The organism is Streptomyces sp. NPDC033845 (assembly GCF_055576225.1).
The window spans coordinates 684,287-692,436 of record NZ_JBVIRI010000002.1; the positions used below are offsets into that span (position 1 = coordinate 684,287).

Below are 8,150 nucleotides of genomic sequence, written 5' to 3' on the forward strand. Positions count from 1 at the left end.
CGAGGGACGAGACCTGGGGGCGAGACCTGGGGAGGAGACCCGTGCGGTGGCCCGGAGGACCGGGCCACCGCGCGGGGCTGTTCGGGGGAGGGTCACCACACCAGCTTGTAGGTCACGTCCTTGGGGATCGGCGCCGGCACGGTGTCCGTGTACAGCAGCCGGATCCTGGTGAACCGCTGCACTCCGGGATGGCCCGGCCAGGCCTCGGGAGCGCTCAGGGTCACGGTGACCGGATGGCGCTGGAAACGGCCGGCCGCGCAGTAGGGGCGGCAGTCGTTCACCAGGTCGGTGCCGACGGCCGTGGCGGTCCGCGGGCCCCAGTCCTCCCAGCGCAGCCCGACCAGGCGGTTGTTGCCGTCGCCGCAGGCCAGCAGGTACTCGGCGGGCCGCACCTGGGCCTGGTCGAAGCAGTCCACGACCACCCTCGGGTCCGGCGCGGGCCCCGGGACGGCCCGGGTCTGCGCGGCGGCGGGGACGGTGGCGGCGGCGAAGGCCGCCGCCACCAGCAGGCCGGCCGCCCGTACGGTGGTCCTCCGACGGGTGGCGCGGGCGCTTCCACGGTGTTCGGGTGCTCCGGGATCGTTCACGAGCCCTCCTCGGCTGCCTCGGCCCACTTCAGCCTCCCCCATCCGGCCGCACCCCGCACCCGCAGGGGCTACCCGGCGGCGACCGGGCCGCTACCGGGCGGTCATGCCGAAGGTCGTCCCGTTGTTGCTCGCGACCGGGTCGTTCGGCACGGTCAGGGTGGCGTGGATGGTCCCGCCGCCCGCCTTGGTGAGCGAGGTCAGCACCGGGATCTGTCCGCTCTCGCCGGGCTTCAGGGTGCCCCCGGTGCACCGGTACCCGGCGGTCGCCCCGCCGCTGGCGCCGAGCGCCGTGCAGGTGAACCCGTTGAAGGTGCCCGAGTCGGGCGGACGGCGGATCCCCAGGGCCCCGGAGGTCTGCACCACCAGGGTCATGCCACTGGCGGCCGTCCGCCCCTCGTTCTTGTACTGCAGCCAGTAGTTCCGGGTGCCGCCGACCGGACCGGTGGCGTCCCCGGTGATCCCGCGCAGCCCCACATCCGTGCTGAAGACGCCGTCGTCGCTGATCACCGGGTCGCCCGGCCTACGGGCCTCGCTCGCGGTCCCCGACTCCGTGCCCTCGCCCGGGCGGCCGCCCGCGCAGACCGAGTTGGAGGGTGCGGTGTGGGTGGCGTAGCGGCCGTCGACAAGGACCGCGGAGATGACCTTGGCGCAGTACGCGGTGTCCGGGCGGATGCCGGTGACCGTCCTGGTCGCCATCCGGCCGGTGCCCGGAACCCCGGGGGCCGTCTGCCGGATCGCCGGAGCGGCGGGCCGGTCGCGCTCGGTCAGGACGATGATGACGGCACCGTCGGCGCCCTCCCCGTCGCTGCCGGGTTTCACATTGTCCCGGAAGGTCACGGTGGCCGTGGGAGGGGACAGGTTCAGTCCCGTCAGCGAGGGTGCCGCGAACTCCGGTGCGGCCTGCGCCGGAGGCATCGACACCGCGACGAATGCGCAGGCCAGGGCCGCTCCACAGGAGAACCGCAGGGCCCGGCCGCGGATCGCGGGCAGGGTGTTCATGGACCTCACCGCCTCGGGAGCCCGGCACGGCTGTCGGTCCCTCGATTCTCCGCCCGCACGGAGGCGCGTACAAACGCTACGAGGTCACCCTGGCGATGAACGAGGCCAGGTTCGCCACCGTCCGCCCGATCTTCTCCTCCGCGCTGATGGTCTCGTGCAGCCGCCCGCCCGATCCCGCGTCCTTGAGGCCCCGGACGTACAGCGAGCAGTCGAGGTCCTCGCAGATGTAGGCCCCCACCGAGTTGCCCTCCTTCCCGGCCTTGCCGGCCTTGGGCGCGACCATCAGGGAGACGCCCCCGGAGTGGGTGGTCAGACACATGGAGCACATGCTGCGCCGCCCCTGCGAGGCGTTCGGACGGGTGGACCGCAGGGTCAGCGCCCTCGGGCTTCCGTCCAGCTCGGCCACCAGATAGACGCGGTCGGGGGCCTGGGGGTCCCGCCAGCCCAGATAGTCCAGGTCCTCCCAGGGCCGCTCGGCCAGATCGCGCGGCACGGACAGGCGCTTGGCCTCGCCCTTGCTGCAGTTCACGAAGGCGGTACGGATCTCTTGTTCGGTCAACGGCTTCATGTCGAGCAAGGTAATTTGCCTAAAGGGTTTAGGCAAACGCATAATTTCTTTCAGTGATCGGAAGGCGGAAGGGACGGACATGGTGCGTGCGGGGCTGACCCCGGAACGGCTGGCCAGAGTGGGCGCGGAGCTCGCCGACGAGGTCGGCTTCGACCAGGTGACCGTCTCGGCGGTGGCCCGGCGCGTGGACGTCAAGGTCGCGAGCCTGTACTCGCACGTCCGGAACTCCCAGGACCTCAGGACCCGGATCGCCCTGCTCGCCCTGGAGGAACTCGCCGACCTGGGCGAGGCCGCACTGGCCGGCCGGGCCGGCAAGGACGCCCTGACCGCCCTGGCGGACGTCTACCGCGACTACGCCCGCGAGCACCCCGGCCGCTACGCCGCCGCCCAGCTGCGCCTCACCCCCTCGGAGGCCGCCGCGAGCGCGGGCCTGCGGCACTCCCGGATGACCCGCGCCATCCTGCGCGGCTACCGGCTCCCCGAGCCGGAGCAGACCCACGCCGTGCGGATGCTGGGCAGCGTGTTCCACGGCTACGTCACCCTGGAACTCGGCGGCGGATTCAGCCACAGCGCCCCGGACAGCCAGGAGACCTGGATCCGGATCCTCGACGCCCTGGACACCCTGCTCCGCAACTGGCCCGCCCCGCCCGACGGGCCCACCCGCCCCGACTAGCCCGCCCCGACCACCCCCGCCGGCCTGTCACCGGGCTCCGTTAGGGTGATCCACGGCCGGCCGCGGCAAGCGGACCGGACACGGCCGTGCGCACCCGCAACGGGCCTGCGCACCAAGGGAGTCGGGGGAGCCGGTGGAACCTCTGCGGGCGGACGATCCGCCGGAGATCGGCGGGTACCGCCTGCTCGGACGGCTCGGCGAGGGCGGCATGGGGGAGGTGTTCCTGGCCCGGACGGCCTCCGGCCGGCCGCTGGCCCTGAAGACCGTGCACCGCGAACTCGGGCAGGAGCCCGGCTTCGCCGACCGCTTCGCCCGGGAGATCCGCACCAGCGACCGGGTCCGCTCCCCGTGGACGGTCTCCGTGGTGGACTTCAGCCCGCCCGGCGCCGCACCGCAGTGGCTGGCCACCGAGTACGTACCCGCCCCGTCGCTGGCCGACTGGGTGCGGCACGACGGGCCGCTCCGGGAACCGGCCGTACGCGCCCTGGCCCGCGAGCTGTCCGCCGCGCTGGTGGCCGTCCGCGAGGTCGGAGTGGTCCACCGGGACATCAAACCGGCCAACGTCCTGCTCGGACCCGAGCGGCCCTATCTGATCGACTTCGGCATCGCCCGCGCCGTCCGCGATCCGCGCGGCACCCTGACCGGCACCGTCATCGGCACTCCCGGCTATCTGGCGCCGGAGCAGGCGACCGGAGCCGTGGCCGCCGAACCGGCCGACGTCTTCTCGCTCGCCGCCGTGCTGGTCTACGCGGCCACCGGCCGCGGCCCCTTCCAGGCGCACGGCGAGGAACTCACCCTGCCCGCCCTGCTGTACCGCATCGTCCACGAGGAACCGCGACTGGACGGCCTGCCCGGATCCCTGCTGCCACTGGTCCGCGACTGCCTGGCCAAGGAACCGGACCGGCGGCCCGCCCCGGAGGAACTGCGCGCCCGGCTGGGGGCGGCCGGACCGGAGCGCCCCGAGTGGAGCGCCACCCTGCCCGCCGGCCTGGCCGCGGACGCCGCCCGCCGCGCGGCCGAGCTCCAGGGACTCCTGACCCCGGCCCACCCGGCGGCGCCGGTCCGCCCGGCGACTGCGACCGGTCCGGCGACTGCGACCGGTCCGGCGGGCGCGCCCGGTCCGGCGGCCGGGACCGGTCCGGGGTACCCGCCCCACCGGGCGACCCCGCCCGCCCCCACCCATCCGCCGGTCCCGATCGCCGCGACCGGCCCCGGGTACCCGGCCCTCCCGGCCACGCCCGGCACCCCGCTTCCGCCCCCGCCGACGGCACCGCCGGCCCCCGCCGCCCGCCGGCGGAGCGCCCGGATCCTCGGCGCGGTGGCGGCCGTACTGGCCCTGGCCACCGCGGCCACCCTGCTGATCCGGTACGCGGGCCAGGACGCGGACGACCCCGGCGCCGGATCCGCCGCCGGCGGCCCGACGGGATCGGCCGCGCGCTCGCCCTCGTCCACCCCCTCGGCCACCGGGTCGGCACTGGGCGCCTCCTGGGTCGGCACCTGGGTCGGCGTCGGCCCCGGAACACCGGACGCGGACGGCATCACCCGCGCCCGGACCGGGGCGTTCACGGTCACCGTCACCCTGCACGCCGGATCGGTCGGCGATCTCGTCGGCCGACAGGTGAGCGAGGTCAAGGAGACCTCCAGCGGACGGAACCTCGGCTGCACGGACGCCCTGGAACTGCGCCAGATCCGCGGCGACAGCGTGGTCCTCGTCGCCGTGAGCACCCACCCCACGGACCGCTCCTCCACCCTTCCCTGTCCCCAGGGCAACCTGTACGTGGTGACCATGACCGGAACCGACCGGCTGACCCTGGAATCGGAGGGGGCCCAGTCGGCCGGCGCCCCGGAGGCCCTGACCCGCCGCCGCTGACCGGGCGCTCGGCGGGGCAGACCGCCGGGGCCGTCCACCGGGCCCGAACCCCGGGCCCGTACGCAGTGCCCGAACCCCGCGCCCGCACACCGCGCCCGTATGCGGGGGCCCGTACCCTGGGGCGCCATGACCGCGACCCCGGCGCCCGCCCCGTCCCCCGTGCTCGACGCCCGCGACGTGGACCTGGTCCGCGACGGCAACACCATCCTGCACGGGGTGTCCCTGACCGTCCGGCCCGGCGAGCACTGGGCCCTGCTCGGCCCCAACGGGGCCGGCAAGAGCAGCCTGCTCGGGCTGCTGGGCGCCCTCCACCACCCGACCCGGGGCACCGTGGAGGTGCTGGGCCACCGACTGGGCCGGGTCGACCTGCGCACCCTCCGCTCCGCGGTGGGCCATGTCGACCCCCGCCACCCGCTGCGTTCCGCGCCGACCGTCCGGGACGTGGTGCTGACCGGGGTCACCAACAGCATCGAGCTGGTGCCCCGCTGGAACCCCACCGCCGAGCAGGCGGCGCACGCGGACCGGCTGATCTCGCTGCTCGGGCTCGACGAACGGCGCGCCGCCCGCTGGCCGACGCTCTCCCAGGGCGAACGCGGCCGCACCCTCATCGCCCGCGCCCTCATGCCCAGCCCGGTGCTCCTGCTGCTCGACGAACCGGCGACCGGCCTGGACCTCCCCGGTCGGGAGCAGCTGCTGGAGCGGATCGACGGCCTCCAGCGCAGCTACCCGGAACTGGCCTCGGTGCTGGTGACCCACCATCTGGAGGAGCTCCCGCCGGGCACCACCCACACGCTGCTGCTCCGCGATGGGCGCTGTACGGCCTCCGGCCCGGTGGCGGAGGTGCTGACCGACGACCTGGTCGGCAAGTGCTTCGACCACCCGGTCCGGCTGAGCCGCACCGACGGCCGGTGGTCCGTACGCACCGGCCGCCCGGCCGAACCGCGGCGGGCCGCGCCCGCCCCGGCCCGCCCGCTCCGTTAGGGTCACCGCCGTCACCGCCGTCACCGCGGCCACAGCCGATCACCGCCGTCACCGCGGACACCGCCGACCCGGGAAGCAGGAAGAGACAGACACCATGACCGGCCCGACCCCCCTCGCCTCCGACACCGCCCTGGTCCTCATCGACCTCCAGCACGGCATCCTCGCTCTGCCCACCACCAAGCCCTCCGACGAGGTCCTGAAGAAGGGCATCGCGCTCGCCGGGGCCTTCCGGGCCCGCAGACTGCCGGTGGTCCTGGTGAAGGTGGCCTGGTCCCCGGACGGCGGAGACCTGCCCACCAGGGCCGTCGACCGCCCGGGTCCGGCCGCCGCGCCGCCCGCCGCGTTCTCCGAGATCCCACCGGAGCTCGCCGCCCTCGCGGACGTCACCGTCACCAAACGGCACTGGGGCGCCTTCACCGGCACCGAGCTGGACCTCCAGCTCCGCCGCCGGGGCGTCCACCGCATCGTCCTGGCGGGCATCTCCACCAGCATCGGCGTGGAGTCCACCGCCCGTACCGCCTGGGAGCACAGCTACGAGCTGCTGTTCCCCGAGGACGCCACCGCGGACACCGACCCCGAGGCGCACGCCCACACCTTCGCCAAGATCTTCCCCCGGATCGGCAGGGTGACCAGCACCGAGGAGATCATCGCCGCCCTGGGCGAGGACTGAGCTCGGCGACCGGATCGCGCCACATCGGCCAGAGCACCGGCCCGCCGCCCGGCAGCCGGACCTCCCCGGTGACCCGGAACCCGAACCGCTCGTAGAACGGCACGTTGGACTCCTTGCTGGACTCCAGATAGGCGGGCTCCCCGCGCCGGTCGCAGTGCGCCAACTGCTCCCGCACCAGCGCTGATCCGGCCCCCGCGCCCTGGCAGGCCGGATCCGTGCCCAGCACCGGCAGGTACCAGTGGGGCGCCACCGGGTGCACCTCCTGGAGGGCGTTCTGCACCTCCGCGGCACGGCCCATCCCGCGGGGGCCGAAGGCGCGCGCGTAGGCGGGCAGGGAGAGCAGTTCGCGTACCGCGGAGGACCGCCAGCGGCCGGGGCCCGCCCACAGGGCGGCGGCCAGCAGCCGCCCGTCCCGGGTGGCGGCCACCCGTACGGCGCCGGCCCGCGGCCGCTGCTGCCGCTGGTCCACCGCGAACAGGAGGGCGGTCCGCCGGTCCCGGCCGGGCCCCTCGGAGATCATCCAGGTCATCACCGGGTCGTCGGCGAAGGCGCGGGCCAGGAGCGCGGCCACGGCACCCGTCTCGCCGGGCCGCGCGCACCGGATCCCGTAACCGGCGGCCGGCGGCGCTGTGCGTGCGTTCATGGGGCCACGGTATGCACGCGGGGCGGACGCCCCCGGCCACCACCCTCCGGACACGCCGTACGGCCCACGTGTGCCCGTCCGGCCGTTCCGGTGGTGGTCAGTCGGTGCCGGTTTCCATGGCGGCGCGGTCGAGGAGGGTGTCGTCCTCGGGGGTTTCGGTGCGGGCGGTGATGGCGTGGGCGCCGCCTTCGGGCATGGTGCCGATGAGTCCGGTGGCGGCGGCTTGGGCTGCGCCGATGGCGGGGTTGTCGGTGCCGATGAGGCCGTGGGCGACGTATTGTTCGAGTTTTGCGCGGGAGTCGGCGATGTCGAGGTTGCGCATGGTGAGTTGGCCGATGCGGTCGACGGGGCCGAAGGCGGCGTCCTCGGTGCGTTCCATGGAGAGTTTGTCGGGGTGGTAGCTGAAGGCCGGGCCGGTGGTGTTGAGGATGGTGTAGTCCTCGCCGCGGCGCAGGCGGAGGGTGACGTCTCCGGTGACGGCGGTGCCGACCCAGCGTTGGAGGGATTCGCGGATCATGAGGGCCTGGGGGTCGAGCCAGCGGCCTTCGTACATGAGGCGGCCCAGGCGGCGGCCTTCGTTGTGGTATTGGGCGAGGGTGTCCTCGTTGTGGATGGCGTTGACGAGGCGTTCGTAGGCGATGTGGAGGAGGGCGAGGCCGGGGGCTTCGTAGATGCCGCGGCTCTTGGCCTCGATGATGCGGTTCTCGATCTGGTCGGACATGCCCAGGCCGTGGCGGCCGCCGATGGCGTTGGCTTCGGTGACGAGGTCGACGGGGGTGGGGAATTCCTTGCCGTTGATGGCGGTGGGGCGGCCCTGGTGGAAGGTGAGGGTGACGTCCTCGGTGGGGATCTCGATGGTGGGGTCCCAGAAGCGGACGCCCATGATGGGGTCGACGTTCTCGATGCCGGTGTCGAGGTGTTCGAGGGTTTTGGCTTCGTGGGTGGCGCCCCAGATGTTGGCGTCGGTGGAGTAGGCCTTCTCGGTGCTGTCGCGGTAGGGGAGGTCGTGGGCGGTGAGCCATTGGCTCATTTCCTTGCGGCCGCCGAGTTCGGTGACGAAGTCGGCGTCGAGCCAGGGCTTGTAGATCCGCAGGTGGGGGTTGGCGAGGAGGCCGTAGCGGTAGAACCGTTCGATGTCGTTGCCCTTGAAGGTGGAGCC

The 8,150-nt window shown here is 74.1% G+C and carries 9 protein-coding genes; 4 read left to right on the forward strand and 5 right to left on the reverse strand.

All coding sequences use genetic code 11. From position 1 onward, the window contains the following. Positions 1–92: 92 nt before the first annotated feature. The 3 genes from ACZ50K_RS07045 to ACZ50K_RS07055 form a co-directional block, all read right to left on the reverse strand. The gene (locus ACZ50K_RS07045) at positions 93–587 is read right to left on the reverse strand and encodes a hypothetical protein (RefSeq protein WP_468898410.1); all 495 of its coding nucleotides are present in this window, start codon (positions 585–587) and stop codon (positions 93–95) included. 90 nt (positions 588–677) lie between these two features. Further along, on the reverse strand, positions 678–1,586 hold the full coding sequence (locus ACZ50K_RS07050) for a hypothetical protein (protein WP_468898412.1): 909 nt from the start codon (positions 1,584–1,586) through the stop codon (positions 678–680). 76 nt (positions 1,587–1,662) lie between these two features. After that, a complete protein-coding gene (locus tag ACZ50K_RS07055; protein WP_468898415.1) occupies positions 1,663–2,154 on the reverse strand; it encodes an FBP domain-containing protein in 492 nt (163 codons plus the stop codon). A 79-nt stretch (positions 2,155–2,233) separates the two neighbouring features. Between ACZ50K_RS07055 and ACZ50K_RS07060 the strand changes: the two genes are divergently transcribed. The 4 genes from ACZ50K_RS07060 to ACZ50K_RS07075 all read left to right on the forward strand — a co-directional run bounded on the left by ACZ50K_RS07060 (position 2,234) and on the right by ACZ50K_RS07075 (position 6,348). Further along, positions 2,234–2,827, forward strand: a complete 594-nt coding sequence (locus ACZ50K_RS07060) for a TetR/AcrR family transcriptional regulator (RefSeq protein WP_468898418.1) — start codon at positions 2,234–2,236, stop codon at positions 2,825–2,827. Positions 2,828–2,960: 133 nt separating this feature from the next. Next, positions 2,961–4,697, forward strand: coding sequence for a serine/threonine-protein kinase (locus ACZ50K_RS07065; RefSeq protein WP_468898421.1), 1,737 nt, complete (start codon positions 2,961–2,963; stop codon positions 4,695–4,697). 126 nt (positions 4,698–4,823) lie between these two features. Then, positions 4,824–5,678, forward strand: coding sequence for an ABC transporter ATP-binding protein (locus ACZ50K_RS07070; protein WP_468898423.1), 855 nt, complete (start codon positions 4,824–4,826; stop codon positions 5,676–5,678). Between the two features lie 94 nt (positions 5,679–5,772). Continuing rightward, positions 5,773–6,348, forward strand: a complete 576-nt coding sequence (locus ACZ50K_RS07075) for a hydrolase (RefSeq protein WP_468898426.1) — start codon at positions 5,773–5,775, stop codon at positions 6,346–6,348. Here ACZ50K_RS07075 and ACZ50K_RS07080 read toward each other — a convergent pair. After that, the gene (locus ACZ50K_RS07080) at positions 6,323–6,991 is read right to left on the reverse strand and encodes a GNAT family N-acetyltransferase (RefSeq protein WP_468898429.1); all 669 of its coding nucleotides are present in this window, start codon (positions 6,989–6,991) and stop codon (positions 6,323–6,325) included. The genes ACZ50K_RS07075 and ACZ50K_RS07080 overlap by 26 nt on opposite strands. 97 nt (positions 6,992–7,088) lie before the next feature. Beyond that, positions 7,089–8,150 (reverse strand): argininosuccinate synthase (gene argG / locus ACZ50K_RS07085; RefSeq protein ID WP_468898432.1); only part of this gene is annotated, 1,062 nt, incomplete at its 5' end.

Coding starts and splice junctions, on each gene's coding strand:
- ACZ50K_RS07070 (WP_468898423.1), top strand. CDS start 4,824: ATGACCGCGACCCCGGCGCCCGCCCCGTCCCCCGTGCTCGACGCCCGC.
- ACZ50K_RS07080 (WP_468898429.1), bottom strand. CDS start 6,991: ATGAACGCACGCACAGCGCCGCCGGCCGCCGGTTACGGGATCCGGTGC.
- ACZ50K_RS07060 (WP_468898418.1), top strand. CDS start 2,234: ATGGTGCGTGCGGGGCTGACCCCGGAACGGCTGGCCAGAGTGGGCGCG.
- ACZ50K_RS07050 (WP_468898412.1), bottom strand. CDS start 1,586: ATGAACACCCTGCCCGCGATCCGCGGCCGGGCCCTGCGGTTCTCCTGT.
- ACZ50K_RS07075 (WP_468898426.1), top strand. CDS start 5,773: ATGACCGGCCCGACCCCCCTCGCCTCCGACACCGCCCTGGTCCTCATC.
- ACZ50K_RS07055 (WP_468898415.1), bottom strand. CDS start 2,154: ATGAAGCCGTTGACCGAACAAGAGATCCGTACCGCCTTCGTGAACTGC.